Source organism: Sphingomonas sp. DG1-23 (assembly GCF_030730875.1).
GTDB lineage: Bacteria > Pseudomonadota > Alphaproteobacteria > Sphingomonadales > Sphingomonadaceae > Sphingomonas.
Window position 1 is genome coordinate 171,358 of the sequence record NZ_JAVAMA010000002.1, and the last position, 26,982, is coordinate 198,339.

30 protein-coding genes are annotated in these 26,982 nt (G+C 66.6%); 11 read left to right on the forward strand and 19 right to left on the reverse strand.

Annotated features, from left to right (window positions below; translation table 11 throughout):
- Positions 1-6: 6 nt before the first annotated feature.
- From Q9Q95_RS03915 to Q9Q95_RS03930, 4 genes are all read right to left on the reverse strand, one after another.
- Entirely contained in the window at positions 7-969 is a 963-nt protein-coding gene (locus Q9Q95_RS03915) for a DUF4349 domain-containing protein (protein WP_306094024.1), read from the reverse strand.
- Between the two features lie 157 nt (positions 970-1,126).
- The gene (locus Q9Q95_RS03920) at positions 1,127-2,029 is read right to left on the reverse strand and encodes a DUF4349 domain-containing protein (protein WP_306094026.1); all 903 of its coding nucleotides are present in this window, start codon (positions 2,027-2,029) and stop codon (positions 1,127-1,129) included.
- Positions 2,030-2,152: 123 nt separating this feature from the next.
- On the reverse strand, positions 2,153-2,302 hold the full coding sequence (locus Q9Q95_RS03925; protein ID WP_306094028.1) for a hypothetical protein: 150 nt from the start codon (positions 2,300-2,302) through the stop codon (positions 2,153-2,155).
- Between the two features lie 117 nt (positions 2,303-2,419).
- A complete protein-coding gene (locus tag Q9Q95_RS03930) occupies positions 2,420-2,734 on the reverse strand; it encodes a UrcA family protein (protein WP_306094030.1) in 315 nt (104 codons plus the stop codon).
- A gap of 115 nt (positions 2,735-2,849) precedes the next feature.
- Between Q9Q95_RS03930 and Q9Q95_RS03935 the strand changes: the two genes are divergently transcribed.
- The 3 genes from Q9Q95_RS03935 to Q9Q95_RS03945 all read left to right on the forward strand — a co-directional run bounded on the left by Q9Q95_RS03935 (position 2,850) and on the right by Q9Q95_RS03945 (position 8,086).
- Positions 2,850-3,779, forward strand: a complete 930-nt coding sequence (locus tag Q9Q95_RS03935) for a LysR substrate-binding domain-containing protein (protein ID WP_306094032.1) — start codon at positions 2,850-2,852, stop codon at positions 3,777-3,779.
- A gap of 66 nt (positions 3,780-3,845) precedes the next feature.
- A complete protein-coding gene (gene parC / locus Q9Q95_RS03940) occupies positions 3,846-6,086 on the forward strand; it encodes a DNA topoisomerase IV subunit A (RefSeq protein WP_306094035.1) in 2,241 nt (746 codons plus the stop codon).
- 383 nt (positions 6,087-6,469) lie between these two features.
- Positions 6,470-8,086 carry a bifunctional diguanylate cyclase/phosphodiesterase gene (locus tag Q9Q95_RS03945; protein WP_306094037.1) on the forward strand — a complete coding sequence of 539 codons (1,617 nt, stop codon included), beginning with the start codon at positions 6,470-6,472 and terminating at the stop codon, positions 8,084-8,086.
- Here the strand turns inward: Q9Q95_RS03945 and Q9Q95_RS03950 are convergent.
- The 4 genes from Q9Q95_RS03950 to Q9Q95_RS03965 are packed head-to-tail and all read right to left on the reverse strand — an operon-like array spanning position 8,056 to position 10,922.
- On the reverse strand, positions 8,056-9,246 hold the full coding sequence (locus Q9Q95_RS03950; RefSeq protein ID WP_306094039.1) for a CCA tRNA nucleotidyltransferase: 1,191 nt from the start codon (positions 9,244-9,246) through the stop codon (positions 8,056-8,058). The genes Q9Q95_RS03945 and Q9Q95_RS03950 overlap by 31 nt on opposite strands.
- Positions 9,234-9,824, reverse strand: coding sequence for a CoA pyrophosphatase (locus Q9Q95_RS03955; protein ID WP_306094041.1), 591 nt, complete (start codon positions 9,822-9,824; stop codon positions 9,234-9,236). The genes Q9Q95_RS03950 and Q9Q95_RS03955 overlap by 13 nt, the downstream gene beginning before the upstream one ends.
- Positions 9,821-10,387 (reverse strand): DUF1285 domain-containing protein, encoded by a 567-nt coding sequence (locus Q9Q95_RS03960; protein ID WP_306094043.1) that lies wholly within the window; start codon positions 10,385-10,387, stop codon positions 9,821-9,823. The genes Q9Q95_RS03955 and Q9Q95_RS03960 overlap by 4 nt, the downstream gene beginning before the upstream one ends.
- 31 nt (positions 10,388-10,418) lie before the next feature.
- A complete protein-coding gene (locus Q9Q95_RS03965; protein ID WP_306094683.1) occupies positions 10,419-10,922 on the reverse strand; it encodes a GNAT family N-acetyltransferase in 504 nt (167 codons plus the stop codon).
- A 167-nt stretch (positions 10,923-11,089) separates the two neighbouring features.
- Between Q9Q95_RS03965 and Q9Q95_RS03970 the strand changes: the two genes are divergently transcribed.
- A complete protein-coding gene (locus tag Q9Q95_RS03970) occupies positions 11,090-11,461 on the forward strand; it encodes a dihydroneopterin aldolase (protein ID WP_306094045.1) in 372 nt (123 codons plus the stop codon).
- A gap of 55 nt (positions 11,462-11,516) precedes the next feature.
- Here the strand turns inward: Q9Q95_RS03970 and Q9Q95_RS03975 are convergent, their stop codons facing one another.
- Complete coding sequence (locus Q9Q95_RS03975) at positions 11,517-12,104, reverse strand: hypothetical protein (RefSeq protein ID WP_306094048.1); 588 nt, start codon at positions 12,102-12,104, stop codon at positions 11,517-11,519.
- A gap of 472 nt (positions 12,105-12,576) precedes the next feature.
- On the opposite strand from Q9Q95_RS03975, the gene Q9Q95_RS03980 reads away from it, so the two are divergent.
- From Q9Q95_RS03980 to Q9Q95_RS04000, 5 genes are all read left to right on the forward strand, one after another.
- Positions 12,577-13,254, forward strand: coding sequence for an energy transducer TonB (locus Q9Q95_RS03980; protein ID WP_306094050.1), 678 nt, complete (start codon positions 12,577-12,579; stop codon positions 13,252-13,254).
- 77 nt (positions 13,255-13,331) lie between these two features.
- Positions 13,332-14,117: a MotA/TolQ/ExbB proton channel family protein gene (locus Q9Q95_RS03985; protein ID WP_306094052.1), complete on the forward strand. Its 786-nt coding sequence runs from the start codon at positions 13,332-13,334 to the stop codon at positions 14,115-14,117.
- Between the two features lie 88 nt (positions 14,118-14,205).
- Positions 14,206-14,685: a biopolymer transporter ExbD gene (locus Q9Q95_RS03990; RefSeq protein ID WP_306094054.1), complete on the forward strand. Its 480-nt coding sequence runs from the start codon at positions 14,206-14,208 to the stop codon at positions 14,683-14,685.
- Positions 14,686-14,710: 25 nt separating this feature from the next.
- Positions 14,711-15,136, forward strand: coding sequence for a biopolymer transporter ExbD (locus Q9Q95_RS03995; RefSeq protein ID WP_306094056.1), 426 nt, complete (start codon positions 14,711-14,713; stop codon positions 15,134-15,136).
- A 169-nt stretch (positions 15,137-15,305) separates the two neighbouring features.
- The gene (locus tag Q9Q95_RS04000) at positions 15,306-15,659 is read left to right on the forward strand and encodes a tetratricopeptide repeat protein (RefSeq protein ID WP_306094058.1); all 354 of its coding nucleotides are present in this window, start codon (positions 15,306-15,308) and stop codon (positions 15,657-15,659) included.
- Between the two features lie 413 nt (positions 15,660-16,072).
- Here the strand turns inward: Q9Q95_RS04000 and dcd are convergent, their stop codons facing one another.
- From dcd to Q9Q95_RS04030, 6 genes are all read right to left on the reverse strand, one after another.
- Complete coding sequence (dcd, locus tag Q9Q95_RS04005) at positions 16,073-16,624, reverse strand: dCTP deaminase (protein WP_056613665.1); 552 nt, start codon at positions 16,622-16,624, stop codon at positions 16,073-16,075.
- Between the two features lie 59 nt (positions 16,625-16,683).
- A complete protein-coding gene (locus Q9Q95_RS04010; RefSeq protein WP_306094063.1) occupies positions 16,684-18,642 on the reverse strand; it encodes a sialate O-acetylesterase in 1,959 nt (652 codons plus the stop codon).
- Positions 18,643-18,798: 156 nt separating this feature from the next.
- On the reverse strand, positions 18,799-19,149 hold the full coding sequence (locus Q9Q95_RS04015) for an AraC family ligand binding domain-containing protein (RefSeq protein WP_306094064.1): 351 nt from the start codon (positions 19,147-19,149) through the stop codon (positions 18,799-18,801).
- Between the two features lie 59 nt (positions 19,150-19,208).
- Complete coding sequence (locus Q9Q95_RS04020; protein WP_306094066.1) at positions 19,209-19,652, reverse strand: cytidine deaminase; 444 nt, start codon at positions 19,650-19,652, stop codon at positions 19,209-19,211.
- A 5-nt stretch (positions 19,653-19,657) separates the two neighbouring features.
- The gene (locus Q9Q95_RS04025) at positions 19,658-20,329 is read right to left on the reverse strand and encodes a DUF6624 domain-containing protein (RefSeq protein ID WP_306094068.1); all 672 of its coding nucleotides are present in this window, start codon (positions 20,327-20,329) and stop codon (positions 19,658-19,660) included.
- Positions 20,326-20,808 (reverse strand): UPF0262 family protein, encoded by a 483-nt coding sequence (locus Q9Q95_RS04030; protein WP_306094070.1) that lies wholly within the window; start codon positions 20,806-20,808, stop codon positions 20,326-20,328. Before Q9Q95_RS04030 ends, Q9Q95_RS04025 begins: the two co-directional genes overlap by 4 nt.
- A gap of 83 nt (positions 20,809-20,891) precedes the next feature.
- Here Q9Q95_RS04030 and Q9Q95_RS04035 point away from each other — a divergent pair, with 83 nt between their 5' ends.
- Positions 20,892-22,388 (forward strand): replicative DNA helicase, encoded by a 1,497-nt coding sequence (locus Q9Q95_RS04035; RefSeq protein ID WP_306094072.1) that lies wholly within the window; start codon positions 20,892-20,894, stop codon positions 22,386-22,388.
- Between the two features lie 292 nt (positions 22,389-22,680).
- Complete coding sequence (locus Q9Q95_RS04040; protein WP_306094074.1) at positions 22,681-23,544, forward strand: DUF1521 domain-containing protein; 864 nt, start codon at positions 22,681-22,683, stop codon at positions 23,542-23,544.
- Positions 23,545-23,746: 202 nt separating this feature from the next.
- Here the strand turns inward: Q9Q95_RS04040 and Q9Q95_RS04045 are convergent, their stop codons facing one another.
- The 4 genes from Q9Q95_RS04045 to Q9Q95_RS04060 are packed head-to-tail and all read right to left on the reverse strand — an operon-like array spanning position 23,747 to position 26,966.
- Positions 23,747-24,523, reverse strand: coding sequence for a phosphoadenylyl-sulfate reductase (locus tag Q9Q95_RS04045; RefSeq protein ID WP_306094076.1), 777 nt, complete (start codon positions 24,521-24,523; stop codon positions 23,747-23,749).
- Complete coding sequence (locus Q9Q95_RS04050; protein ID WP_306094079.1) at positions 24,516-24,944, reverse strand: DUF934 domain-containing protein; 429 nt, start codon at positions 24,942-24,944, stop codon at positions 24,516-24,518. Before Q9Q95_RS04050 ends, Q9Q95_RS04045 begins: the two co-directional genes overlap by 8 nt.
- A complete protein-coding gene (locus tag Q9Q95_RS04055) occupies positions 24,941-25,342 on the reverse strand; it encodes a RidA family protein (RefSeq protein WP_306094081.1) in 402 nt (133 codons plus the stop codon). The genes Q9Q95_RS04050 and Q9Q95_RS04055 overlap by 4 nt, the downstream gene beginning before the upstream one ends.
- Complete coding sequence (locus Q9Q95_RS04060; RefSeq protein ID WP_306094083.1) at positions 25,335-26,966, reverse strand: nitrite/sulfite reductase; 1,632 nt, start codon at positions 26,964-26,966, stop codon at positions 25,335-25,337. Before Q9Q95_RS04060 ends, Q9Q95_RS04055 begins: the two co-directional genes overlap by 8 nt.
- Positions 26,967-26,982: the final 16 nt, after the last annotated feature.

Genomic DNA, 26,982 nt, shown 5'->3' on the forward strand with positions numbered 1-26,982 from the left:
GTGCAATCACGCTTCCGCCGCGATGCGCGATCGGCGCCGGAACCAGCGCCGGGCGAACAGGGTCCCCGCCAGCCCGATCAGCGCCCAGGGGGTCAGGAAGATCAGCAGGATCAGCAGATTGCGCCCGATGGCGAGCACCATTCCGGCCGATGCCATGACCGCGTCGCTCAGCCGCCCGGTCTGTGCGCGCGGAGAAGGTTCGACCGCGACCGCGGGGACGTAGTTGATCCGGAATTGCGAGAGGGCGACCCGGGTGCGCAGCTGGCGCAGCCATCCTTTGGCCTGATCGAGCTCCTCCTGCGCGCCGGCGACGCTGCGTTCGGCCTCGACCAGCTCGGAGACGCGGCCCTGGCGATTGCGCAGCATGTCGGTGAGCCGGGCGACAAGGATCTCGCGCTGGCGGATCCGCGCCTCGGTGTCGACCAGGTCCTTCGAGACGTCTTCCGCGGTGATGCTGGTCTCGGTCGGGCGCCCGCCGGCCGTGGCGACGGCCCTGGTCAGCTCCGCCCGGAAGCTCTGGGCCACGTCGCTCGCGACGCGGAGCTCGAGATTGGCGTTGGCATAGGCTTCGTCCGAATTGCCGTGGCGCATCGACACCAGCTGGCAACGCGCGGTGCCGAGGCGCTGGCAGAGCGCGAGATGCGCCTGTTGGGCGTCGGCGATCGCGGGGCCGGGGAGGCGGTAGCCGAGCAGATAGGCATAAGCGAGCTGGGGCACGCTGACCTGGATCGGCGCCGCTGGGGAGGTGATGTCGGTGGTCTGCGGGGATGCGGGCGACGCGGCTGCATAAGCGGGCGGGGGCACCCGCAAGGCAGCCGGGCCCGATGCCTCCGCCACTATCGACGCGGGGTTTGCGGGCGTCGGCACGATTTCGCGCCGGTTGCCCGACTGAATCAGCAACAGGCAGGTCGCGAGCACCACCAGCGCCGCGCTACCGCCCGAGATCATCATGATGAGTCGCCGTGGCATCGATTCCTCCCTTTCTTTGTAATGATACAACATCACATTTATGGGTGGGGTGCAATGGGGCGGATTGATCGGGATGGTTGAGATTGGAACAAGGCGTGGGTTTCGCGATCGCGGCCTTCGGTCTCCGCGGTCGCGCGACCGCGGAGATCGGCCCGGGTCAGGCGCGTTCGATCGCGACGCGGCGCTTGCGCAGGGTGCGCAGCGCGAGCAGCGGCAGGCCGAGAAGCAGGAGCCACGGCAGCAGATAGATCGCCAGCGACAGCAAGGCGCGCAGTCCGACCTCGAACACCACGCCCGAACCCTGCGCAGCTTCGCCCAGATAGGTGCCGAGCGTCTGCGACGAGGCCGAGGGCGCGATCGCGGCATAGCCTATCTCGAATTCGGACATCGCGACGCGACCCTTGAGTTCGCCCAGCCAGCCGCGCGCCTGATCGAGCTCTTCCTGCGCCTGGGTGACGTTGCGCTCGGCCTCGAGCAGATCGGCGACGCGGCCCTGGCGCTTGCGCAGCAGTTCGGTGAGCCGGGCGACGAGCAATTCGCGCTGGCGGATCCGGGCTTCGGTGTCGACGATCTGCTTCGACACCTCGTCGGTGGCGATCTTGGCGCTTTCGGCACGGCCGCCGGCTTCGCTCACCTCGTGATCGAGCAGCACCTGGAAGCGGCGTGCATCGGCGGTGGCGACGCGGAGCCGCAGTTTTGCATTGTTGGACTGTTCTTCGCCGATACCCCGTTCGAGCGCGAGCAACTGGCAGCGCGCCGGGCCCATATCTTCGCACATATCGCGGTGCGCATTCTGCGCTGCGGCGATTTTGTCGCCGGGCAGAACATAAGAAAGGACATAGGAATAGGTCAGCTGGGGGAGCGAGACCGGGAGTTTGGGCGGCGTGTCCGCGCCGGGCCTCCCCGGGGTGGTCACGCGGGCTTCGGTGGGTGCGGCGGTGTCGAGCGCTTCGGCGGCGGGCGAAGCGGAAGACGGGCTTTCCCGCGCGGAATCGTCGGTTCCGGCGGGGGAGCAGGCGGCGAGCATCGCGGCGGTTGCGACAGTGGCGATAAGGCGCATGGGCATATCTCCTGCAATGAGGATGATATGCCATCACATGCGTGGGAAAGCGTCAAGCCACAATTTGGCCATAATCAAGGCCAAATTGTGGCGATGTGTAAATCATCGGGCGAAACCAGTCGGTTAGCAGTGTACCCGTTCCCATGGCGCGTCATATTTGATGGCGTTCAGCCGCTCGAAGGCATGTGCCATCTGGCGGAACAGATGGGTGAGCGCATTGCTCACGGCATGGTGGCGATCGGCCCAGGCGGCGCCTTCATAATCGTTCGACATGTGACTTCTCCTTATCGGTTCCATCAGCAGGACTTGTGAAAAAGGCGAGCGGCGACGCGCCGCTCGCAGGGACCGCCGAGCGAGTTTTATCGGGAGCTGGCGGGTTTTCTGAGGCGGTCAGCGGCCGGTGCTCGACAATTGGACCGGGCTGTTCGCCTGGGCGACGACGCGGCCGCGCTGGGGGGCGACGCGCGCCTCGGTCTCGGCGCGGCAACGCAGGCCGGCCAGCGACGGCATCCGATCGCCGGGTTGCCGGGTCGGACAGACCTTTTCCACCGCACGGGCGATCCTGCGGTCCAGTTCGGCGCGGTCGGCGGACCGCGAAAGATCGAGGTCCACATGGCGGACGCGGAGGGTTGCGGGGGCCTCGGCCGGGACCGCCTGAGGGGAGGGGGCAGCGAGAAAAGCGACGAAAGTCAGTAGGTTCAGCATGGCTCGTTTCCTTATGTCGTGCCATCTGCGGCAGCCCCGTCTATCTGGGCCTGTTGCTGCCGATGCGCCAACAAATCGTTGGACGAACGTAATAAGCTCGGCTTATATAGACGGCATGCGTCAGATCCCGCCGCTCGCCGCCGTCCGCGTCTTCGAGGCCGCCGCTCGCCATTGCAATTTCACCCGCGCCGCCGAAGAGCTCGGCATGACGCAGGCGGCAGTCAGCTATCAGATCAAGTTGCTCGAGGAACGGCTCGGCGCGGCCTTGTTCGCGCGCAACGGGCGCGCGGTGATGCTCAGCGATCTGGGTCGCAGGATCGCGCCGCAGATCACCGGGGCCTTCGACACGCTGGGCGAGGCGTTCGCGTCGGTACGGGTCGAATCGGAGAGCGTGTTGACGATCTCGGCGCCGCGCACGCTCGCCACCAACTGGCTGGCGGGACGGCTCGGCGCGTTTCAGCTGTTGCGGCCCGAGCTGGCGGTGCGCCTGCTGGTCAGCGACGAGATCGTGGATCTGGCGGCGGGCGACGCCGATGTCGGGCTGCGCGGCTGCGCCGGGCCGATTGCCGGGCTCTGCGCGCATTTCCTGATGCGGATGCCGGTGACACCGCTGGCGAGCCCGGCCCTGCTCGCCAAACACCCGCCGGTCGAGACGCCCGCCGACATGCTGCGGCTGCCGCGGATCACCCCCGGGGACGATTGGTGGGACCTGTGGTTCTGCGGCGCGCTGGGCGACGAAGTGGATCGCAGCCAGGCGTCGGGTATCCGCTTCGATTCGCAGGTGCTCGACGGCAATGCCGCGATCGCCGGACACGGCGTCGCGATCCTCAGCCCGCCGATGTGGCAGCCGGCGATCGACGCGGGGCTGCTGGTCCAGCCGCTCCCGCACGCTGCGATGTACCGCAACAGCTTCTGGCTGATGTATGCCGAGGGCAAGCGCAACCTGCCCAAGATCCGCGCCTTTCGCGACTGGCTGCTCGCCGAGATCGCCGCGGCGGCGCGGGACGATCCGCTCGGCGCGTTCGTCGCGCCGGAGACGGCGTGACGGCGGGGAACGCCTTGTGAACACCGGCTTGGCGGGGCGGGGTTCCGCCTGCTATCCGTCGCTGCGATGACTCTCGATACCGACTCCGTCGATTCCTCCGGCCCCACCGATGTCCCTTTCGACAGTGCGCTGTCGGAGCGTTATCTCGTCTATGCGCTGTCGACCATCACCGCGCGTTCGCTGCCCGACGTCCGCGACGGGCTGAAGCCGGTGCACCGGCGGCTGCTCTGGGCGATGCGGCTGCTGAGGCTCGATCCGGCGAGCGGGTACAAGAAGTGCGCGCGCGTCGTCGGCGATGTGATCGGCAAATATCATCCGCATGGCGACCAGTCGGTCTATGACGCGATGGTCCGCCTCGCCCAGACCTTCGCGCTCCGCTATCCGCTCGTCGACGGGCAGGGCAATTTCGGCAATATCGACGGCGATAACGCCGCGGCCTATCGCTACACCGAGGCGCGGCTGACCCAGGTCGCGATCGATCTGATGGCCGGGCTCGACGAGAATGCGGTCGATTTCCGCGCGACCTATAATGGCGAGGAGGAAGAGCCCGAACTGTTCCCGGGGCTGTTTCCCAATCTGCTCGCCAACGGCGCCGCGGGCATCGCAGTGGGCATGGCGACCGCGATCCCGCCGCACAACGCCGCCGAATTGATGAACGCCGCGGTGGCGCTGATCGACAATCCGCAGGCGAACGTGCTCGACTATGTCAGCGGCCCCGATTTCCCTACCGGCGGCGTCGTCGTCGACAGCCCCGCGGCGATCGCCGAGAGCTATGCCACCGGGCGTGGCGGCTTCCGGGTGCGCGCCAAGGTCGATCGGGTGAACGAGAAAGGCGGCGGCTGGCACCTCGTCGTCACCGAGATTCCCTACGGCGTCCAGAAGGGCAAGCTGATCGAGGGCATCGCCGAGCTGATCAACGAGAAGAAATTGCCGATCCTCGGCGACGTGCGCGACGAATCGGCGGAGGACATCCGCATCGTGCTCGAGCCGCGCAGCCGGACGGTGAGCTCGGAGGATCTGATCCACAGCCTCTACCGGCTCACCGACCTCGAAGTGCGGGTGCCGCTCAACCTCAACGTGCTCGACAAGAACCGCACGCCGCGGGTGATGAGTCTGCACGAGGCGATCGCGGCATGGGTCGAGCATCAGTTCGTGGTGCTGCGCCGGCGCTCCGAGCATCGGCTGAACAAGATCGCCGACCGGCTCGAACTGGTCGGCGGCTATATCATCGCCTTCCTCAACCTCGACCGGGTGATCGAGATCATCCGCACCGAGGACGAGCCCAAGGCCGTGATGATGGCCGAATTCGAACTGACCGACCGCCAGGCGGAGGCGATCCTCAACATGCGGCTGCGCAGCCTGCGCCGGCTCGAGGAGATGGAGCTCAAGCGCGAGGAAGCGGCGCTGCTCAAGGAGAAAGCCGAGCTGGAGACCTTGTTGTCGTCCGACGCGCGCCAGCGCACCCGGATGAAGCGCGATCTCGGCAAGATGATCGAGCGCTATGGGCTGGATACGCCGCTCGGCGCACGGCGGACCAGGATCGAGGAGGCCGCGCCGGCGCGCGAGATCCCGCTCGAGGCGATGATCGAGCGCGAGCCGATCACCGTGATCCTGTCGCAGCGCGGCTGGATCCGGGCGATGCGCGGGCATGTCGAGCTGGCGTCCGCCGAGACGCTAAAGTTCAAGGAAGGCGACGGCCCGCTGTTCGCGTTCCACGCCCAGACCACCGACAAATTGCTGCTCGCTGCCGACAATGGCCGTTTCTACACGCTCGGGGGCGACAAATTGCCCGGGGGGCGCGGGTTCGGCGAGCCGGTGCGGCTGATGGTCGATCTGGAGGGCGAGCGTCAGATCGTCGCCTTGCTGCCGGCGAGCGCGGCGAGCAAATTGCTGGTCGCGGCGAGCGACGGGCGCGGTTTCGTGGTCAATGTGAGCGACGTGATCGCCGAGACGCGCAAGGGCAAGCAGGTGGTGACGCCGCGCGCGGGCGCGCAACTCAAATTGGTGCGGCCGATTCCCGGCGACGACGACGCCGTCGCGGTGATCGGCGACAATCGCAAGCTGCTGGTCTTCCCGCTTTCGGAAGTCGCCGAGCTCGGGCGCGGGCAGGGCGTGCAGCTCCAGCGCTATCGCGACGGCGGGCTCGCGGACGCCCGGACCTTCAAGATGGCCGAAGGGCTCAGCTGGGCGATGGGCGGCGAAACCGGGCGGACGCGCAGCGAAACCGATCTTTCGCCATGGCGCGCGGCGCGCGGCGCGGCGGGACGGATGCCGCCGACGGGATTCCCGCGGGACAACCGGTTTTAGCCTCGATCCCCTCTCCCCTTGATAGGGGAGAGGATAGCGAAGCTTGCTGGCTAGCGCAGCTTGGTGAGGGGTAGAGCGGCGCGCAGCGCCGCGCGGCCGCTTTGGGGCCGCACCCCCTCACCTAGCTCCGACTAGGGGCCAGCTACGCTGAACCCAAGTCTCCGCAACCCTCTCCCCCTTTTCAGGGGCGAGGGAAGAAAGTTGGACGCGCGTCAGGACACTGGGCCGACGCTTCCTCCCTGCTTCAGCGGGGTTTAACCATTTGCGGCTACCCCCGGGAGGCAATGGCATTCGGTAAGCTCAGGTCCAGCTCGGCCGCGGTCGCGGAACTTGCGCCGCGAGGCGGGGGGAGCTGTGCGCCCGATCCGTTCGAGACCGGGTTGATGCTCGATCTGCTTCCGGTGCCGGCGGTGGCGGTGGCGCTCGAGGACGGCAAGTTCCATTTCCGCGCGCTCAACCGGCCGTTTCGCATGGCCGGACTGGGTACCGCAGCGACCGAATCGCCGCTGGTCCGGCTGCTCGGCAGCCAGCTTCGCCGCTTCCTCGAATCGGACGAGACGCATCAGGAGATCGCGTGGCAGTTCGGCGAGGAAGTCGATTGCCGCTATTTCCGGGTCACTTTCGCACGCCGCGAATCGCAGCGCGGGGCGGGACGCTGTCTCGTGACCCTGGTCGACCAGACCTCCGAGTTGCGCACCGAGCACAGCCTGCGCCGCGAAATGGCGACCGACAGCCTCACCGGGCTGCCCAACCGTGCCGGGTTCAGCGACCAGCTCGAGACGCTGATCAGCGCCGACAATGCCGAGAACTTCGCGGTGCTGGTGGTCAATCTCGACCGGTTCAGCCGGGTCAATGCCTGTATGGGCGGCCTCGCCGGGGACGAATTGCTGATTTCGGTGGCGCGCCGGCTCAAGGGCGCGTTGCGCGGCCGCGACATCCTCGCGCGGATGGGCGGCGACGAGTTCGGGGTGCTGCTGACGCTCGACGACGGACCCGGCGACGCGCTGCATGTCGCCAAGCGGATCCAGGCGGCGCTCGCCACGCCGTTCCGCCTTTCCGACTTCGAGATCCGGGTCGAGTGCTCGATCGGCATCGCGCTTGGCTCGGACGATCTCGGCGAGCCCGAGGATCTGATTCGCCACGCGCAATTCGCGGTGAAGCGCGCCAAGACCAGCGGGCGCACCGAACTCTATCATACTCGTGCCTTCGATATCGCCCGCGAGCAGTTCAGCGTCGAGACCGAGCTGCGCCGCGCGATCGAGAATGGCGAAATGACCCTGAGCTTCCAGCCGATCTGCGACCTCGGTTCCGGCCGGATCGTCTCGTTCGAGGCACTGGCGCGCTGGACCAACGAGCGCGGCGTCGCGCTGTCGCCCAACGACTTCATCCCGGTCGCCGAGGAATCGGGGCTGATCGTGCCGCTCGGCCGCTGGGCGATGGAGGAAGCGGCGCGCACGTTGGCGGCATGGGACCGGGCCGCGGGGGGCGATTGCGGAGTCAAGGTCGCAGTCAATCTGTCGGCGATCCAGCTCCAGCGCGACCGCATTCCCGAGATGGTCCAGGCGGCGCTCGATCAGGCGGGGATCGCCGGCTCGCGGCTCACCCTCGAGCTGACCGAAAGCGCGATCGTCAGCGATCCCGACCGGATCAGCCGGACGATGCTGGCCTTGAAGGATCTCGGTACGACCTTGGCAATGGACGATTTCGGGACCGGCTATTCGAACCTCGCTTACCTCCAGAAGCTGCCGATCGACTTGCTCAAGATCGACCGCAGCTTCATTTCGGGCATGCTCGCCGACCGCGACAAGATCGCGATCGTCCGCGCAGTGCTCAGCCTCGCCCAGGCGCTCGGAATGCAGACCACTGCCGAGGGCATCGAGACCAACGAGCTCGCCCAGACGCTCGCCGCGCTCGGCTGCACCTATGGTCAGGGCTATCTCTATGCCCGGCCGCTCGCGCCGGCCGACGCCTATTCCTTGCTGGTCGCGGCCAGAGCCTGAGCGACGACTTCGTCGGCGAGCGCGGCGACGCGCTCCTCGCCGGGGAAATTTTCCGCAACCCAGCGATCTTCCACCGCGCGCAGCGCCCGCGCGACGTCGGGGCCTTTGGCGAGCCCGCGCGCGACCAGTGCGCCGCCGGTCAGCGGAAGCTGCGGCGGCTGCCATGCGTGGATCGCGGGCACTTCGTCGATCGGGCGATCGGAAAGCAGCAACTGATCGACGGCGCTCTCGACTCCGATTCGATAGGCGAGCGGCTTCGGCGCATGATCGGGCGCCCGCACGGCGGCGACGAGGCGCCTGCGCTCGGCCTTGGAGAGCTTGAGGCGGGCGGCGATCTGGTCGGCGAGGTCCGCATCCCGCGGGATCAACGCGGCGAAGCGGCGAATCGGGTTGGGCGCTATCCCGGCGACCGCCTCGCGCGCGACGAGGTGCGCCAGCGCGGTTGCGGAGACGATCTCGGGCAATACCGGCGCGAAGATGCCGCGCGCGAGCATCAGTTCGACCACACGGACCGCGTCGCGCGCCACCAGCAGCTTGAGCAACTCGTCGCGGATGCGTTCGCGCGACAGCGCCATCAAATCCTTCGCGCGCACGGTGCAGGCGTCGAGGCCTTGCGCGTCGGGGCGGTCGCCGAATCGGGCGAGGAAGCGGAAGAAGCGGAGGATGCGGAGATGGTCCTCGGCGATGCGCTGGATCGGATCGCCGATGAAGCGGACATGGCGCGCCTCGAGATCGGCGAGGCCGCCGAAATAATCGAAGATCGCACCGGTCCGCGGCTCGGCGTAGAGCGCGTTTATCGTGAAATCGCGGCGCGCGGCGTCCTCGCGCCAATCGTCGGTGAACGCGACCGTGGCGCGGCGGCCGTCGGTCGAGACGTCGCGCCGCAAGGTGGTGACCTCGACCGGGCCGCTCGGCAGAACCGCCGTGATCGTGCCATGGGCGAGGCCGGTCGGGACAGCGCGGATCTGCGCGGCCTTGAGTAATTCGAGGACGCGCTCGGGCGGCAAGGGGGTGGCGAGATCCAGGTCCGAGACGGGGATCCCGAGCAAGGTGTCGCGCACCGAGCCTCCGACGAACCGCGCCGTGCCGAGCACCTCGACCAGCCGGTCGAGGCCTTCGCGATCGCGCCATTCGGCAGCGGGCAGGATCAGGCGGTCCAACGCAGCCTCCGGGAAAGATTGACGATCATCGCTGCGGTGGCGCCCCAGATGCGGCGATCGCCCCACACTATCTCGTAATAATGCCGTTCCCGACCCTGATAGAGCGCGGTGGCTTCGACATGGTTCGCACTGTCGAGCAGGAAGGCGAGCGGCACTTCGAACACCGCGGCGACCTCGGCCTCGGCAGGAACCAAAGCGAGATCGGGTGGGACCACGCCGATGACAGGGGTGACTTCATAGCCTGTTACGGTGCGGTACAGATCGGCGGTGCCGATCACCTCGACCAGTCCCCGGGGAAGCGCGACTTCCTCCTCGGCCTCGCGCAGCGCGGCGCCGATCGGGCCGTCATCCTCGGGATCGACCCGGCCGCCGGGGAAGGCGACCTGCCCGGGATGGCGGCGCAGCGTCTCGGTGCGCTGGGTCAGGATGATCCCGGGTTCGTCACGGTCGGTGACGGCGATGAGCACCGCGGCGGGATTGCCCGCGATGGCGGGGTCGTATTCGAAATGGTCGCCGGCGAGCAGGATGGTCTCATGCGCGCTGTCGAGCGCGGTGCGCAGCCTTTGCGCGAGGCTCATGCCCGCGGCTCCAGCGCGAAGAAGGCATGGTTGCTCCATACGCCCGGAGGGGCGCTGCCATTGGCGAGCGCGATCTCGGCGAGCTCGTAATAGACCGCGCGCGCGATCAGCGCCTCGAGTCCGCGGCGGACATGGAGATAGGGCCGGGGCCCGTCCTCGCGATCTTCGAAGCGGAGCGCGTGATCGGGGCCGGCGGTGAGCAGGTCGCCGGTGTTGAGCCGGAAAGCGAGCTTCATCCTTTCGCTTTCGCCCTCGGCCTTCATCTCCACCGCGACGAACGGCGCGTCCTCGACCTGGATGTCGAGCTTCTCGACCGGGGTGACGAGGACGAATCGCCCGTCGGGCTCGCGTCGGAGGATCGTCGAGAACAAACGGACCATCGCCGCACGGCCGATCGGCGATCCCTGATGATACCAGGTGCCGTCGCGGGCGATTCGCATCTCGCTGTCGCCGCAATGCTCGGGGTTCCAGCTCTCGACCGGCGGCAGGCGATTCTCCTCGACGAGACGCGCGATCTCGGCGAGCGACAGGCTGGCGAGATCCGGGAGCGGGGGCATGGGCATCGGGACTCGTTAGGCGAGCGCGCCCGCCCCCTCAACCCGCCTGCGCCGCGCGCGGCCCGAGCAGCCCGGCGCAATCGGGCACGCAGTCGCCGCGGGCGAGCAGCCGTCGCGGCTCGAACGGTCCGGGCAGGCGCCAGCCATGGGTGCGATCGGCGGTGAAACCGAAGAAGCGCGCATAATATTCGGGATCGCCGACCAGCATCAGCGGGGCGTCTCCGGCGACTTCGAGCATCCGCTCCATCAGCGTGCGGCCGATGCCGCCCTGCTGGCGCTCCGGATCGACCGCGACCGGGCCGACCATCACCAATGGCACGGCATCGCCGCCGTCGCATTGGAGTTCGACCGGCCAGCACTGGATCGCGCCGAGCAGGTTTTGCTCCGAATCGAGCGCAGCGAAGCTCAGCTCGGGAACGGGGAGGGTGCCGCCGCGGACGCGATACGCGGTGCGGGTGCGTCGGTCCGGGCCGAAAGCGCGGTCGAGCAGCGCCTCCACGGCCTCGGGGTCGACACCAGCCAGCGGCACCAATGCGATCACGTCCATTCCTTGCCAACGATCCTTGCAAAGCCTTCCCGGCGAAGCGGCCGGGGCGCGCGCTTTAGCGCCGATGGGGGCGCGCGCAAGGATTAATGGGGATTGACCGGCGCACTTCCCAGCCTCGCGGCTTCTGCTAAGGGAGCCCCGATTTCACGAAAGGCGATTAATTGCGCGATTTGCTCCAGCTCCAGGTGCACGACCTCGAAGTCGAGGTGCTGACCGGGATCTATTCCGAAGAGACGCATCTGCCGCAGCCGCTGCGCATCTCGGTGACCGCCGATCTGGACATGCCCGAACGCTTCGCGCCCGATACGCCGCTCAGCGCCTCGAAGAGCTATATCGACCTCAAGCATGCCGCGACCGCCGGGCTGCCGAGGGACGTGCACTTCACCTTGATCGAAGCGGTCGCCGAGCATGTCTGCGAGACGGTGCTGATATCGGACAAAAGAGTGCAGCGCGTCGAGGTGCGGATCGTCAAGCTGGCGATCGCCGAACAGGGCGAATCGATCGGCATCACCATGGTGCGCCACCGGCGATAGTCGGATCGATCGATCCACCAGTTCCCCTCCCTGCAAGCAGGGTGGGGAGTTGATTTCAGGTGCAGGGCCCCAATGCGCGGAGGACCAGCGCGTAATCCTCGCGCGCGGTCGCCGCATTGGCGGGGTCGGCCGATTCGAGGCTCGCGGGGGGCAGCGTCCGCGGAAGGCCGCAGGCGAGGCGATACCACAACAGGGTGTTCGCCCGGGGCGGCCCCGCCGAATCGTCGACAATGTCCCCCAATGAGACAGCCCAGCGCGGCTGCTCGCCCGGCCGTCGCAGGATCTGGAGCGAAACCGGTGCGCCGTTCGCGGTCTGGAGGAAGACCTGGGTCTCGCCTTCGCCGGGCAGCGAGCCGGGGACGTGAAAGGCGTTGCCCACCCCGGTGATCGCGGGCGGGGCATCCGCGGCGATCGTCTCGCGCACTATTGCGCGGACCAGCGCGTCCAGCTCGGGCGACCAGGGGCGCTGGCCGTCGGTGCCGCTCAGCTGGATCTGATCGGAGCGTCCGGTCACCGGACGGGCGAACAGGAGGACGCGCTGCTTCTTGAGCTTGGGCTCGCGGCCGCGCTCGGTCAGCGGCAGATCGGCGACGTACCCGATTCTCGTGGAGATGGCGTTCGAGCCGCGAATCAGCGCGGTCACGTCGGCCTCGATATAGAATCGGGCGTGTCCGGCAGCGACATTCGCAGCTTCGGCGCCTTTTATCCTGACGGCGCTGCGAATGCGCGCATCGAGGATCAGCGGCGCGCCAAGAACAAGCCCTGCGGTGGTGGTGTAACTGGGTAATACAGCAGGCCGGGAGGCTTGGTTTTGCGTGGTTTGCGGGGTGGATTGCGCAGATGTCGTTAACGATATCGCGCAACAAAAAGCCATCAGGGGAGCACGGATCATGCGGTTCCGTTACCGGATCGCGGCCTTCTTATACAGAAATAATTCCGTCATTGGGCAACGGTAGGACCAGTTTGTCCGACAAAGCGTTTGCGTACCCAGAGAGCCCGCGATAGAGACTCGACGCTCTGCCGCACCGACGCAACCAAGCGAACGGCGGACGGGCTTGTGCGCGGAGCATTCCGGCGCCCAGGGTCGCACAGGATTAGAGGAGTGACGTTGCCGAATGGCTTACGCTGACCGGAATGTAAGTGGCAGCCGGTTCGTTGCGATCGTAATCGTCGCAATTATCGTGGCTGGCATGGGTTATGCCTTCGTCACGGGCTTGGCATACCAATATATCAAAAAGAAGGCGGAAGAGCTGAAGACCTTCGAGGTCGAAGAGCCGCCGCCCCCGCCCGAGGAGGTTCCGCCGCCGCCGCCGCCGCCGGACAGCCCTGTACCGCCGCCGCCGACACAGATCGTGACGCCGCCGGCTCAGGTCCAGGTTCAGGTCCCGTCGCCGCCGATGCAGACCACCGCGACCATTCCACCCCAGCCGCCGATCACGCCGCCGGCACCACCAGCGCCTGTGGCTCCGCCGCAGCCGCCGGCGCCGCCGCGGATCGCAAAGCCGCTGAAGCCCCGCACGCCTCCGGGCAGCTGGGTGACCAACGACGACTATCCGGCAGCCGCGATTCGCGCCGAGCAGCAGGGAACCACCGGTTTCCGTCTCTCGGTCGATCCCAGCGGCAAGGTCACCGACTGCCAGGTGACGTCGTCCAGCGGTTCGTCGGTTCTCGACAGCACTGCATGTTCGCTGCTGCGGCGCCGCGCGCGCTTCACGCCAGCCGAAGATGCCGGTGGCAACAAGATCCCCGCGACCTTTGCCAGCCGCTTCCGCTGGGAACTGCCGAAAAACTGATTGAGTGGCCGGCGCGCCGCGCCCCGGCGCGCCGGAGTGTGGAACCAGCGCTCTCTATTTGAAGGAAAGAACCGACAATGTTCATCACCATTCTCGCCGCTGCGGCGCCCAAGGGCGACAATCCGTACGGCCTCGAAGCCGCTCTCCGCGAGGGCGGGATCATCGCCCAGTCCGTGTTCGGCATCCTCGTGCTGATGCTCTTCGTCTCGCTCTACATCCTGTTCACCAAGCTGTTCGAGCAGCAGAAGATCATCAACCAGTACAAGCGTGTTCGCGGCCAGTTCTGGACCTCGAACAGCCTGCGCGAAGGTGCGGCGAAGCTCGAGAAGAACTCGGCCTATCGCCAGATCGTCGACGACGGCATCCAGGCGCAGGACCAGTACAAGGAACTGACCGACCCCATCGAAGCGCATGACTGGCTGCACGGCTCGCTCGCGCGCTCGGAAGCGTCGATCAACTCGCAGCTCAACGGCGGCCTCGCATTCCTCGCGACGACCGGCGCGACTGCGCCGTTCATCGGTCTGTTCGGTACCGTGGTCGGCATCTACCGCGCACTCATCAAGATCGGTTCGGCCGGTCAGGCTTCGATCGACGCCGTCGCCGGCCCGGTCGGTGAAGCACTGATCATGACCGCGCTCGGTCTGGTCGTCGCGGTTCCCGCGGTGCTCGCGTACAACTTCCTGCAGCGCCGCAACAAGGCGATCTCCGAGAATCTCAACGCGTTCTCGAACGACGTGCTCGGCTACCTCGCTTCGGACGGCCGCGTCCGCCCGAAGGCTGGCCCTGCGGCCAAGGCTGCGCCGGCTGCTGCGAAGCCCACCACCACTGCCGGCCAGGCCGGTGGCGTGCAGACCCGCGCGTAACCCGTAGAACAGGATCGGGTCGCACGCCCCGGCGTGCGACCCTGCTCCCGGACTTTCCGGAAGCAGATAAAGGATAGGATAACGCCCAATGGCGATGAGCGTAGGCGACAGCGGCGACGACGCACCGATGTCGGACATCAACACCACGCCCCTCGTGGACGTGATGCTGGTGCTCCTGATCATCTTCCTGATCGCCGTTCCGGTGGTGATCCAGTCGATCGATCTGTCGCTTCCCAAGGTGCAGTTCGAACCGACCACCACCAAACCCGAGAATGTGGCGCTCTCCATCACCGGTTCCGGCGGTCAGTGCCAGGTCTATTGGGGCATGACGCGGGTCACGAGCAAGGAACTGCTCGATCGCGGCGTGGCGAAGCTGAAGGCGGAGATCGATCGTCAGGGCGGTCCCACCGCCGCTGGTCTCGAACTCCCCGAAGTCCATATTCGCGGCGACGTGAACACCCCGTACCGCTGCATCGGCGGCACCATCTACACCATGCAGATGGCAGGTTTCGTGAAGGTCGGCTTCATCTCCGAGCCCGAAGCCGGTTCCTCTGTCACCCGCATGTGACGCGCAGCGTTAAGGAGTTACGTCAATGGCAATGAGCGCTGGCCGCGATGATGGCGAGCCGATGATGGAGATGAACACGACGCCGTTGATCGACGTCATGCTCGTGCTCCTCATCATGTTCATCATCACCATCCCCATCCAGACGCATGCGGTGAAGGTCGATTTGCCGCAGAACAGCAACAACCCGGCCCCCGTCGTGGAGCCGCAGAAGAACAAGCTGTACATCGACGCGAACAACAACGTGTTCTGGAACAGCGTGCAGATCGACGATCTGACGCTGCGCCAGTATCTCGACGCGTCGCTCCAGCAGGATCCGGAGCCCGAGCTGCACTTCCAGCCCGATCCGAACGCCCGGTACGACGTGGTCGATCGGGTGCTCGCGATCGTCAAGCGCGCGAACGTGAGCAAGCTCGGCTTCGTCGGCAACGAGCAGTACCGCAACGACTTCTGATTCCGGCCGCGCGCGAGCGCAGCCGAGCAAACTATGCAAAGGCGGTCCCGGCGGGGCCGCCTTTCTTTTTGCATCGGAACGCTTGATTGAATGCAACGAAAGTGTCACACAAGAGTCATCAAGATGTCACGGAACAGTCACCGTGATGCAATGAACTCTGGAGGGTGCCATGCGTATCGCGATCGTTCTCCTTGCCGCCGCGCCGTTGCTCGCGGCACTCCCGGCCCAGGCGCAGGACAGCGCCGTCGCCAGCACGCAGATCGCGCAGGGCGACTTCGCTCAGGCCGAATCGAAGCTTCTGGCCGAACTGCGCATCCATCCCGGCCGACCCGAACTGCTGCTCAATCTCGCCGCGGTCTATGTGAAGACCGGCCGTGTCGATGCGGCACGCGGGCTCTACACCAAGGTGCTCAGCACCGACGACGTGCTGATGGACCTCAGCGTCGACCGGACCGCGGGATCGCACGCGCTGGCCCAAAGCGGCCTGCGCCGGCTCGATACGGTGCAGTTCAGCGCGCGCTGACGCCCGCGGGGATTGCCGGAGGATCGGGCGCTATCCGTCGCGCTCGCTGATAAGGGTCGGCCGTCTTTTCGACGGAGCTGACCGGCGCGCCGAAGCCGGAGCTTTCGCTACATTGATCCGATAGCCGGCGGCTGCCGGCGGGCGTCGCTACGCCTTGGCGAATCCATCGCGGAGCCGGCAAGGCCGCGGCGACGATCCAGGGTTCCGGACTCGATATCGTCATCCTGGAAGCCGATTTTCTTCAAATCTTTGATTTGGATAGAAAAGCGAGCTGTCCGGGGCCACCGTGGGCAAATATTCAGCGGCGCGGTGGATCCGGACTGAAGACTTTCCAGCGGAAAACTTGCTGTTTTCCGGGAAAGCCTGACATCCGGGATGACCCAGATAGGGCTATTGAGTCCAGATTTGGCCGATCAAAGCCGCGGCAGCGTCACCCCGCGCTGGCCCATATATTTGCCGGCGCGGTCGGCATAGCTCGTCTCGCAGGGCTGATCGCCCTTGAGGAACAGAAACTGGCACGCGCCTTCATTGGCGTAGATCTTGGCCGGCAGCGGGGTGGTATTCGAGAATTCGAGCGTGACATGGCCTTCCCATTCGGGCTCGAGCGGCGTCACGTTGACGATGATGCCGCAGCGCGCATAGGTCGATTTGCCGAGGCAGATCACCAGCACGTCGCGCGGGATGCGGAAATATTCGACGGTGCGGGCCAGCGCGAAGCTGTTGGGCGGGATGATGCACACGTCGGTCTTGCGATCGACGAAGCTGTTTGCGGCGAAATCCTTGGGATCGACCACCGCCGAATCGACATTGGTGAAGATCTTGAACTCGTCGGCGACGCGCGCGTCATAGCCGTAGGAGGACAGGCCGTAGCTGATGCAGCCCTCGCGGCGCTGCGCCTCGACGAATGGCTCGATCATGCCGGTGGCGAGAGCGTGTTCGCGAATCCAGCGGTCGGAAAGGATCATTCGGGGCTCCGGGCGAGTGTGGTCCCTCGTTTCGCGGGAAGAACCGCGCTCCGCAAGGGCTAACGGACCAGCAGCTCGAACGGAGTCGCGGGCAGGCCGGTACCGTCGTAGAGATTGCAGATCGGGCTGTCCCCCCAGCAGAAGCGGACGCGATCGGCGGGACCGGTGCCGGGGTCGATCAGCACGTCCGTACCGGCGAGTCGCGCGGTCACGAACCGGCAGCTGCCGCCGGCCGTGCCGCAGAGCTCGAAGCCGATCGGTTCGGAGGCGCTATAGGCGACGAGGCCTTGGTCGGCGCCGATGAAGCGGATGCGGATCGCGGTTCCGTCGCGGCGCGCCTCGACCGGCCACGGTCCCGACGGCGAGGCCTTGCCGCCATAGGTCAGCGCCTCGGCGCCGCGGGCGAGGCGATGGCCGACATCCTGCTTGTTGGCCGGATGGATGTCGACCACATCGCCGAGATCGATCGTCACGGCGAGCGCGGCGTGGGCGTCGGCGGCGACCGCCTGCCGCTGCTCGTCGCGGATCTGCGCGAAGCCGCTCTCGATCGGTCTGGGCACGCGCGGCCCCCAGCTCGACAATTGGGCGATCAGGAAAGGCAGGTTCGGGCTGTCGAACTGGCCGCGCCACGCCGCCATCATGCTGGCGAGCTTCTCGGCATAGCCGTCGGGCGATCCGGCATTGGCCTCGCCCTGATACCAGGCCGCGCCGCGCAGCCCGTACGGCCCGATGGGCGCGATCATCGCATTGTAGATGCCCGAAAAGCCGGCGATCGCTTCCCAGGGCGCATGCGGCGGATCGCCGATAGAGGCGGGGGCGCGGCGCCAGCGCCAGCCTTGGGGACCGGCGAGCGGGACGCTCGTGCCGTCGGCGAAGCGGATCGCGCGCTGGTCCGCGGTGCCGAGCAGCCCGCCTTCGCCCCAGGTGTCGAGCACCCCAACCGCGATCCAATTCTTGCCGGGCTCGAGGGTGCTCGGCGCGAGCGGATAGAGCCGCGGTACGCCCCATGCATAGGTGACGCCGACCGGCACGCCGTTGACGAAGCTGGCGTCCATATCATCGGCGGGGCCAAGCGCGAGCGTCGCGCCTTTGGCGGCCTGCGCGGGCGTCAGCGTCACTTCGGTGCGGTACCAGAGCATGCCGTTATATTGGGCGAGATCGGCGATGCCCCATTTCTCCCACGGATCGAACGACGGCAGCGGAGCCCAGTCGCCGGGCGCGGTGGCCTGCCACGGCTCGCCGCCTGCCGCATCGCCAGACTTGCCGCGATACCAGGCCATCCAGCGGTCCCCGAACCGGCGGCTCGCCGCGGCGGGATCGCGGCGATAGATGCGCAGCAGCGCGAGATCTTCGCGCGCGGTCGGGTCCTGCGCCAGCGCGGTCTCGGGACGCCATGCGTCGATCGCCGTGCCGCCCCAGGTTGCGTCGATCAGCCCGATCGGCACCTTTTGCGAGGCTCGCAGGTCGCGCGCCATGAAATAGCAGGCGGCGGAGAAGTCGCGGACGTTCTGCGGGGTGGCCGGCTGCCACTGGACGGGGGTGGGGAAGTGGCGTTCAGGGGTGAGGCTGGTCTTCTTCTCCACGGTGAGCAGCCGCATCTCCGGATCATTGGCCTTGCCGATCTCGCCCGCGGCGCCGAGCACGCCGCTGACCGGATATTCCATGTTCGACTGGCCCGAGCACAGCCAGACATCGCCGACCAGCAGATCCTCGGCGCGCTGGTTCCTGCCGCTTTGGGTGGTGGCGCTGAGGGCATAGGGGCCGCCCGCCGGCATCGGCGGGAATTCGGCGCGCCAATGCCCGTCCTTGTCTGCCCGCGCCGTCAAGCGCTTGTCGCCGAGATTGACCTGCACGCTCTCGCCGGCCGGGGCGTCGCCCCATACTGCTATCGCCCGGTCGCGCTGGAGCACGCCATGATCCTGGAACATCGGATGCAGCAAAGGCGGCGCATCCTGCGCGAGTGCAGGCGCGGCGAGCAGGATCGGCAACGCGAGCGCGCTCCGGCACGGCATTTTCATGGCATCTCCTCCGTTAGCGGTAACAGAGCAGAGATGAGGCCGGGGTGGCAAGGGGCACCCAGCCATATGCGTGCGCCACTACGAAAGCAGGAACACGGACCGCGAGCGGATCGCCGGTGACTCTGGGCTCCTGCTTTCGCAGGAGCACTTCGGTGCCTAGCCGCGCGCTTCCTGCCAGTGCGGGTAGGTGACATAGGCGGTGACCGCGCCCTGCGCGTGCGAGCGGATGGTGACCTTTTCGCCTTTGGGCATGTGGACGATCTCGCCCGGACCGGCAGTGACGGTGCCCGCGTCGGACGAGACCGACAATTGTCCCTCAAGCACGATCATCACGTCGTCGACCGCGAGGGTTTCGTCGATGCTCTGATCGGGGCCGTAGCGGCCATAGCCGATGGTGATCGGGGCGCCGTCGCGCTGATCGACGACATTTCCGGCGAACACCTCGCCATTCTGTCCGGGGGAGCGCTCGAAAGCGGCGTCGGACAAAGCGAATTTGCGGACAGGCATGGGGCGTGGCTCCGGTTGCGAAAGTCCGCGACCGACGCCCGAGCCGCCATTTGGTTCAATCAGCGATCGACCAGCCCGAGATCGGCGGGGCCGAAGGCGTGGGGGAGAAGCTCCGAGAGCTTGTACGTCGCGATCCGATCGCCCGTCGCGCCGCCGCAATAGACCGGCAGGTCGCACCCGCCGAGCTGCGCCGCTTCGTTGATGATCTGGCGGCACCGCCCGCATGGGCTAACCGGCGCGGTGTCGGCATGGCCGATCCGCCCGCCGATCACGCCGATCGCGACGACGTCGCGGAAGCGGCCCTGCGCATTGACCGTCGCCAGCGCCACGGTCTCCGCGCACAGCGACAGGCCATAGCTGGCATTCTCGAAATTGGCGCCGGTGACGACGGTCCCGTCTCCCAGCAGCACCGCCGCGCCGACTGCGAAGTTGGAATAGGGGGCGTAGGCGTTCTTCGCCGCGTCGCGGGCCGCCTCGATCAAGGTGCGGGCTTGGTCGGTCATTTGCGTCATCCTGAATTGCAGGGCTTGCCGATCTCGAGATCGCCCCGTGTCTCTTCGAGCGTCTGGGCCCAGCCTATCGCTTCGCGCGCAGCATTGACCGCCGCCTCGTCCTCGATCGGCTGGAGGATGAGGCGGCCATCCAGGCATCTCGCCTGACTGCCATAACGCTGCGGCAAGCCCTTGCGGACCTGCACCCGGTCGAAGGTCAGCGCATAGTCGCGCGCATCGATATCGCCGGACTTCAAGCGAGCGGACATCTGGGCAAGGGCATATTCGCGGAACGAATCGTCGGGCGAATGCTGGGCGATGAGCCATGCGCCATGCGTGACCTGCCGGCCATGTACGCGATTGGCGAACCAGCCGGATTTGGGAAGCAACCTCTTGATTTCGGCCGTGTTGCGGGCGTCGATCGCGCGGAGCGACGTGCCCAATGCTTCGCCGACGACCTGTCGCTGGCCAGTGTCGAGCGATGGTTCTTCGATCATCCACAGATTCTGGCGAGTCACCTCGTCGAGCCGAATCAGATGGAGCATTTTCGCGCGCAGATCGGCGTCGGGACCCGGCTCCGCCTGCTCGACTTGCTCGATAGCGCGGCACCAGCGCCCGAGCAGGTCGGCGACCTTCGGGTCTGCATGCGCGCAGGGCGCAGTCAGCGCGAGGATCAGCCCGACCATCATCCCTTGATGTGCAGCACGCAGATCAGCGTGAACAGCCGGCGGGCAGTGTCGAAATCCACGTCTATCTTGCCCTCCAGCCGCTCCATCAGCAGCTCGGCCGCCTGATTGTGGACGCCGCGACGGGCCATGTCGACCGTCTCGATCTGGGCGGGCGAGGCGGCGCGGATCGCCTGGTAATAAGAGTCGCAGATCGCGAAATAGTCGCGGATCGGGCGACGGAAGCGGGCGAGGCCGAGCACGAGGGTCTCGAGATGCGAATCGTCGGCGCGATGGATCTCCAGCGCGAGCCGGCCTTCCTCGACGCGCAAATGGAGCTTGTAGGGGCCGGCATAGCCATCGGCATGCTTGCGCTGCGGCGCGAAGCGGTTTTCTTCGAGCAGGTCGAAGATCGCGATGCGGCGTTCCTGCTCGATATCGGCCGAGCGCCACAGGATCGTGCGCTCGTCGAGCGTTACCTCCATGATGCGCGGATCGGCCATTCGGCGAAGCTTTGGGGTGTATTACCGTTTTCCACAAGCGGGGGCAGTTGATGCCGGGGCCCGGCTGCGCGACTAGGGGGCAAATGGCACAACCGATTCCCTTTCCCGCTCCCGAGACTCCCGAAGGCATCAGCCTGCCCGCGAACGTCGAGGCCGAGGCCGCGTTGCTCGGCGCGATGATGATCGACAACCGCGTCGCCGAAGACGTGCTCCAGAAACTGCGCCCCGAGCATTTCTTCGAGCCGCTGCACGGGCGGATCTACGACACGATCGCGACGATGGTCGGCGACAACCGGCTGGCGACGCCGGTGACGCTGCGCCCGCTGTTCGCCGCCGATCCGGCGATGAAGGAATTGGGCGGCCCGGCCTATCTGGCGCAGCTTACCGGCAATCCGGCGAGCCTGATCGGCGCGCGCTCGTTCGCCGACCAGATCTATGACCTTGCGATGCTGCGCGCGCTGGTGACGGTGGGGCGCGACCTTGTCGAGGGCGCGCTCGACACCAGCCAGGACATCAACCCGGCCAAGCAGATCGAACAGGCCGAACTGAAGCTCTACGAAGTCGCCGAAAAGGGCGAATCGGACAGCGGGCTCAAATCCTTCATTCGCGCGGCAACGCTGGCGGTGAAGCAGGCCGAGAAGGCGATGAACTCGGGCGGCGGCATCTCGGGCATCACCACCGGGCTGACCGACCTCAACGCCTCGACCGGCGGGTTCAACCGATCGGACCTGCTGATCCTCGCCGGGCGCCCGGGCATGGGCAAGACCTCGCTCGCGACCAATATCGCGTTCAACGCCGCCAAGCGCTGGGCCGACGATCTCGAAGCGGGCATCCCCGAGGAGAAGTCGATCGGCGCGCCGGTGGCGTTCTTCAGCCTCGAAATGTCGGCCGACCAGCTGGCGATGCGCATTCTCTCCGAGCAGGCCGAAGTCGTCTCGGAGAAATTGCGCACCGGGCAGATCAGCCATAGCGAGTTCCAGAAATTCGCGCGTGCGGCGGGCGATCTCGAGCGGCTGCCCTTGTTCATCGACGACACGCCGGGCCTGACGATCGCGGCGTTGCGCACCCGCGCGCGGCGGATGAAGCGCCAGCACAAGATCGGCATGGTGGTGGTCGACTATCTCCAGCTGCTGACCGGCAGCGCCAAGGCTTCGGGCGACGGGCGCGTGCAGGAAATCTCGGAGATCAGCCGCGGATTGAAGACGCTGGCCAAGGAACTCAACGTACCGGTGCTGGCATTGTCACAGCTGAGCCGCGGCGTCGAAAGCCGCGAGGACAAGAGGCCGCAGCTCTCCGACCTTCGCGAATCGGGGTCGATCGAGCAGGACGCCGACATCGTCTTGTTCGTCTATCGCGACGAATATTATCACGACTTCAAGGCGCCGACCAAGACGCCCGACGGCACCGAGACCGCCGAGGAGCGGATCGCCTATGAGAATTGGCAGGCCAAGCAGCTCGAGGTTTCGGGCAAGGCGACCGTGATCATCGCCAAGCAGCGCCACGGCGCCACGGGATCGGTGCACATGCGCTTCGACCGCCAGTTCACCAAGTTCAGCGATCTCGCGCACGAGGATTATTGAGCGCGCGAAAAATAGGATTGGCGCGACCAAGTTTCACGGTTTGCACGGCCAATCGGCAATTTCGTTTCGCGCCGGCGACACTTTATTGCGCGTAGCAATGGAATGGGGCCGGACGGTTCAAAGAGCGTGCACGGCATGCGAGCACGCGAAATCCTATATTGCAAGCGCGCGACCGGCCGGGGCGCCCGCACGACTAATCGAAGCGACTAGCCCTACTAATCGGAATGCGGAGCGCGCGGTTCGCCGCGACGGCGTACCCATCTGTCGTTCACCAGGGACAGGAAACCGCGCCATGACGACGATCGCTGCGAACAATATTGCTTCCTTCGGTGCGTTCCAGGCGCTTGCCGCCGGTTCGGCCTCGGCCAATTTCGTGCTTGCCGCGGGGATCATGGGCAAAATGCTCAACCCGCTCGGCGCCGGCCCCTTCGCCTCGTCCTGCTTCCCCAAGGGCTGGAACGTCGACGCGCGCTGCGGCGGCGAGACCCAGGCCAATTGGACGGTCAAGACCGGCGCCGAGGGCAAAGCCAATATTGATCTGGGCGACGGCTACAGCCTGCAGCTCAACGAGAATAACAGCGAGATGACGATCACCAATGCCAATACCGGCGAGACCACCCGGATCTGGGGCGACCCGCATGTCGATGTGAACGGCAAGCACGTCTACGATTTCTGGGGAACGACGACCTTCACGCTCGACAACGGCACCAAGATCACGATCAACACCGAACAGGGCAAGGGCAATCCCGACGTCTATTTCGCCAGCTCGGTGGCGATCACCAAGGGCGATCAGGCGATCGAGGTGACCGGGCTGAGCCAGCAGGAGCTCGGCGACCTGAGCATCACGATGGGCAGCAACGGCCGCGCGCTCGACCGAGCGAATGCCGACGGTTTCGTGCTTCACGAGAATGACAGCGGCACCGGCTGGCGGTCCGCCTATACCGGCGAAGTCGCGACCCAGGCCGATCTCAACCTGACCCGGCCGGGACAGATTTTCGGGCCGGGATCGTCGGATGGCGAAACGCTTGCCGGGCTGAGCTTCCTGCTCGGCGCGTTCCTGGGCGGGGCGATGCTGTTCGCCAGCCTCGGGGTAGAGGCGCGTAGCAGCGACAGCGTGCGCGGGCATGTCGCACCGAGATTGCCCGCCTGGTTCTGAGTTCGTCAGCAGGAGAGCGCCGGGGCTGCGGAAACGCGGTCCCGGCGTTTCCAATCCGTCACCCCGGCCTTGGGCCGGGGTCCACCGTGCAAACAGGGAATGATCAACGGCTTGCGGCGATGGTGCCCGCGCGTTCGCAGGCTTCTCGCTATCGGCGCTGTGGAGCCGGCACAAGGTCGGGATGACAACGCGTGCGCTGGGCTCAGAAACTCGGCTGGTTGGGATCGCCGTCGGGGATCGTGTGGATGCCGCATTCGGTCTTGTCCCAGCCACGCCAGCGGCCGGCGCGCGGGTCTTCGCCGGGCTTGACCACGCTGGTGCACGGCGCGCAGCCGATCGAGAGATAGCCCTGCGCGACCAAAGGATGCACCGGCAGATCGTGCGCGACGAAATAGGCGTCGAGATCGGCCTTGGTCCAGTCGGCGAGCGGGTTGACCTTGAGCCGACCGGCGGCGTCCGAGGTGTCGATCTCGAAGCGGGGCAGGGCGTTGCGGGTGCTCGCCTGGAATGCCTTGCGGCCGGTGATCGTCGCGTCGAAGCCGGCGAGACCCTTGGCCAGCGGCACGACCTTGCGGATCTCGCAGCAACCGTCGGGATCGAACGACCAGCGCAGCTGGTTGGCGTCGCGCGCGGCGAGGACCTCGGCGTCGGGCTCGAGGTTGCGGAAATCCTCGAGGCCCAGCCGGGCGACGAGTTGATCGCGATAGGCGAGCGTCTCGGGAAAGTGCCGGCCGGTGTCGAGAAAGAGGACCGGCACCGACGGATCGATCGAGGCGACGAGATGGAGCAAGGCCGCGGACTCGGCGCCGAACGACGAGACCAGAGCGACATCGCCGATCATCTGCTCGCCGAGGACGGTGCGCAGCATCTCGTCGGTCGAGCTGCCGCGGAACATGTTGTTGAGCCGGATCGCGTCCTGTTCGGTGAAGCGCGGGGCGAGATCGAGGCGATCCACCTTCCGCGCGGCGACATTAGCCATGACGCAGTTTCCAGACGGGCACGTGCGCGTCGGCGGCGGGCTGATAGACCTGGTCGTAGCGCGCGAGGCTGGCTTCGAGCACCGCGGCATCGACCGGGGCTTCGGGCGCGAAACTGTCGAAGCCGCAGCGGCGCATCAGCGGGATCTGATCGACCAGCACGTCGCCCTGCGCGCGCAATTCGCCCTTATAGCCCGCTTCGCGGAGGATCCGCCCGGCCGAATAGCCGCGGCCGTCGCGATATTTGGGGAAGCTGACTTCGACCAGAGCGAGGCGATCGAGATGCGGCAGCAGGACGCGGGCGTCCTCGCCGGCCTCGATCCGGACGGCAGTGGCGTTGGACTGGCCGAAGAACGAGTCGAGCGTGACGGCGGGCTCTTCATGCGCCTCGTCGTCGCGGAATCGGAGGAGGTTGTCGGTCATGCCCGGGCCTCCGGAAGGCGCGCGATCACCTTGATCTCGAAGCGGAAGCCGGCAAGCCAATTGACGCCGATGCCGGTCAGCGCCGGATAGGGCGCCTCGCCCCAATAGTCGGGCATGACTTTGAGCAATGTCTCGAAATCGCCCTCGGGATCGACGAGGTACAAGGTCGTGTCGACCACATCGTCGAAGGTGCAGCCCGCGGCAGCGAGGATGCCGAGCAGGTTCTCGAAGGCGAGGCGGATCTGCGCCTCGGTATCGGGCTCGGGCGATCCATCGGCGCGCGTGCCGACCTGGCCCGAGACGAACAGCAGCCCGTTGGCGCGGATCGCGGGCGAATAGCGATGCTCCGCGTACAAGGCGTGCGGGTTGGCCGGGAAAACGGCGTCGCGCTTAGCCATAAAGCGCCTCCTTGAACGGCTCCATGCCGATGCGGCGATAGGTGTCGAGGAAGCGCTCGCCCTCGGTGCGCTCGCGCAGATAGACGTTGGTCGCGGTCTCGACCGCGTCGACGATGCCGTCCTCGGAGAAGCCGGGGCCCGTGATCTTGGCGAGGCTGACGTCCTCCGCGCCCGATCCGCCGAGCAGCAACTGGTAATTCTCGGTGCCTTTGCGGTCGACGCCGAGGATGCCGATATGGCCGGCATGATGGTGGCCGCAGGCGTTGATGCAGCCGCTGATCTTGAGCTTGAGTTCGCCGAGATCGCGCTGGCGGCCGAGATCGGCGAAACGCGCGTGGATCTTTTGCGCCACCGGGATCGAGCGGGCATTGGCGAGGCTGCAATAATCGAGGCCGGGGCAGGCGATGATGTCGCTGATCAGGTCGAGATTGGCCTCGGCGAGGCCGGCGTCGCGAAGCTGCTCCCACAGGCCGTAGAGATCGGCCTTGCGCACATGCGGCAGGACGATGTTCTGCGCGTGGGTGACGCGGAGCTCGTCGAAGCTGAGGCGCTCGGCGAGATCGGCCATCAGGTCGATCTGGTCGGCCGAGGCGTCGCCGGGGATGCCGCCGGCCGGCTTGAGGCTGATCGTGACCACGGCATAGCCGGGCGCCTTGTGCGCCGAGACGTTCTGATCGAGCCACAGGGCGAAATCGGGGTCGGTACGGTCGAGATCGTCCGACAGACCGGCTTCCCAGGCGGGCGGCGCGAAATAGGCGGCGATGCGGTCGAACTCGGCCCGCGGCGGATCGATGCCGAGCGCCTTGACCGCGACGAACTCCTCCTCGACCTGGCGCCGATATTCGTCGGCGCCGATCTCATGGACGAGGATCTTGATCCGCGCCTTGTAGATATTGTCGCGGCGGCCGTAGCGATTGTAGACGCGCAGGCAGGCCTCGAGATAGCTGAGCAGGTCCTCGAGCGGCACGAAATCCTTGACCTCGGGGGCGACCATCGGGGTGCGGCCCATGCCGCCGCCGACGAAGATCTTCGCGCCGTGGACGCCGTCCCGCGCGACGATCTGGATGCCGATATCATGGAGGCGCATCGCCGCGCGATCCTCGTCGGCGGCGATCACCGCGATCTTGAATTTCCGAGGCAAATAGCTGAATTCGGGGTGGAACGTGCTCCACTGGCGGAGCAGTTCGGCCCAGGGGCGCGGATCGGTGATCTCGTCGGCGGCGGCGCCGGCGAACTGGTCGCTGCTGATGTTGCGGATGCAGTTTCCGCTGGTCTGGATCGCGTGCATCTCGACCGTGGCGAGTTCCGCGAGGATGTCGGGCGCGTCCTCGAGCTTGATCCAGTTGTACTGGAGGTTCTGGCGCGTGGTGAAATGGCCGTAGCCGCGGTCGTACTTGCGCGCAATGTGCGCCAGCATGTGCATCTGGCGGCTGTCGAGCGTGCCATAGGGCACCGCGACGCGCAGCATATAGGCGTGGAGCTGAAGATAGAGACCGTTCATCAGGCGCAGCGGCTTGAACTGGTCCTCGGTGATCTGGCCGGCGAGGCGGCGGTTCACCTGATCGCGGAACTCCTCGACGCGGCTCGCGACGATCGAATGGTCATATTGGTCGTATCTGTACATCAGCGGGTGGCCTGAA